Annotated in this window: 1 protein-coding gene; it reads right to left on the bottom strand. The window is 45.5% G+C overall.

Annotation, left to right across the window (positions count from 1 at the left end):
* Nucleotides 1-2400: alpha-amylase family glycosyl hydrolase (locus tag WB217_RS05350; protein ID WP_423991359.1), on the bottom strand; the 2400-nt coding region annotated here is incomplete at both ends.

Here is a 2400-nt window from a genome sequence, read left to right as displayed (position 1 = left end):
TTTCTAGTTTCACTGCAAGGTTTGTTTTATCAGCTGTGATTGCTTTTACGATTTCTGCTACTTTGTCAGCAGCAACCTTCGTGATTACTTCAACCATGCCTGATGGATTCTTTTCTTTTACCACTTCAGCAGCCCATGCTGGAAGCTCAATTGTGTGAGGCTTCTCACCAGCTGGCGGGGCAGGCGGGTTCGGGTTAGAACCGCCGTTACCACTGCCTGGTGCATCAGTTGCTTTACGGTCAAGCTTGATTACTACCGTAGTCAAAGGATCAACCGTTAACTTATCCCTAGATAACTTGAATCCAGACTTCTCTGTTACAGGCTTTGTTCCAGCTTCGTCGCTATCAACAAGAACTGTACCGCCTGTTAGGTTGTAATCGCCTAGTGTCAGCGTACGAGTCTGATTATCCGCATTCACGAACACATAGTAATTGCCAGTATTGTCAGTTGATACGTTCTCGTAAGCGATGAATAGGTCAGTATCCTTTACTTCAGGGAAATCAAGCAATGTTACATTCGAATCAACTAAGTCTTTTTCGCCTAAGCGGAAAGCATTCGTTGATCTTCTTAGCTCGATCAAACCTTTTGTAAAGGCTTGTGTTGTTGTGTTAACAGGGTTTTGCTCTTTGTTTGTTGCTTTCTGCCAATCGAATTTATTGATGGCATCAGATGAGTCATAAGAGTCGTGAATGAAATATCCAAATGGATTTCCGTACTCATCTTTAAACTCAGTGTATTTTTGCTCTGGTACGCCTTCACCTAACCATTGCTTCGTTCTGCCGTATTCCTGGCCTGAGTGAAGGAAAGCAGTTCCCTGTGATGTTAAAATAATCGAGTTACCAAGGCGGATGCGCTTGTGAATTTCTAACTCGTTTTCAGGTACTGCTGGATCCTTTTTGATGGATTGTGCAATAACATCGTGAAGCGGCAAGTTGTCATGCGCTGCGATGTACTGAACCATGTCGCCTGGATCGTCGTCAGCTGTATTTCCTGGCTGACCTTTGATGTTGTTGAAAATCGTGTTTATGTCTCGAGCTCCGCCAGTTAAGAAGCGAGGCTCGCCTTCAGAACCGAAGCCGGACTTCAATTCGTTACGGATTTCATCTGAGAATACACCAACATTGTCGGTTTTATCCATCCAATCCTGGTCTGCGCCCATGCCTTTAAGTGCTGGGTCGGAAAGGTGGCCTGCAAATGTTCTCCAGCCTTCACCGATGAATAGTGCATCAGGATTTACGGAAGCTGCTGCGTCATATGCATTTTGGATAGAAGGGTAGGTAGCGTCACCCATCATATCGAAGCGCATGCCGTCAATCTTGTATTCGTCGAACCAGTATTTCACTGAATCGACCATTAATTTTTCTGCCATTGTGTGACTTGTTGCCAGGTTGTTTCCAAAGCCGCCAAGGAAATTTCCTTTATCGTCCTGGAACGCGTAGTAGTTTGGAACAATGTCATTTAATTGGCTTGCTTTTGCCATATGAGTGTAAACAACGTCTAGGACGACACCCATTCCGGCATCGTGAATTGCATCGATCAGCTGCTTCAGTTCTTTCACGCGCTTTTCAGGATTTGTTGCATCCTCTGAATATGCGCCATCAGGAGAGAAGTAGCTGTGTGGGTCATAGCCCCAGTTGTATTCATTTCCGCCAGCCGAGTACTCAAGCTCTCTTTGGCCCATCTTCGTTTCGTCGCCGTAATACCAAGCCATTACAGGAAGCAATTGAACGTGTGTGACGCCAAGAGATTTTAGATAATCCAGCTTGTCGATGAACGCTTTGTATGAACCCCATCTTGCGTTCAGGTCACCTTCGATGGAAGGGTCGGCTGTGAAGTCACGGATGTGAGCCTCGTAAATTACTGCATCTTCACGTTTTTCATAGCCCTTGATTTTAGCATGATCGAAATCCTCAGGGTTTGTGCCGCTTAAGTCAACGATTGCCGCTTTGCCAACAGTGTCTCCGTCAGGACCAGCATTGCCTTCTGTATTTACAGTGAAGGCTGCCATTGATTTTGCGTAAGGGTCTAACACTTGGCGGGTTACGCCGTCATTTGTTACATCATACTGGTAAAAATAACCTTCAAGATCGGTTACGTTCAGGTCGCCAGGTTTGACGTCTGCTGACCAGACTCCTTTTTCACCCTTCGTTAACTCGATACTGCCGATTTTTTCAGCGGCATTGTTTTTATCAAAGAAGTTAGCGACAACCTTGCTCGCTTTTGGAGCCCATAATTTAAGCTCTGCTGCGCCGTCCTTGTAAGTCGCACCAAGGTCGTTTCCATCATAAGCGTACATTTCATCAAGCATTCTCCAGCCAGTTGAAGCTGAAACCGTTCTGCCTGCGTATGTCACGGATAGTGGAAGCTTTTCTAGATCGAATGTTGCTTTTACTTTTACAG

The sequence above is a fragment of the Mesobacillus sp. genome (genome assembly GCF_049588175.1).
Lineage (GTDB): Bacteria > Bacillota > Bacilli > Bacillales > Cytobacillaceae > Mesobacillus.
Note: the sequence above shows the minus strand (reverse complement) of the source record. Positions and strands in the feature narration are given on the sequence as shown.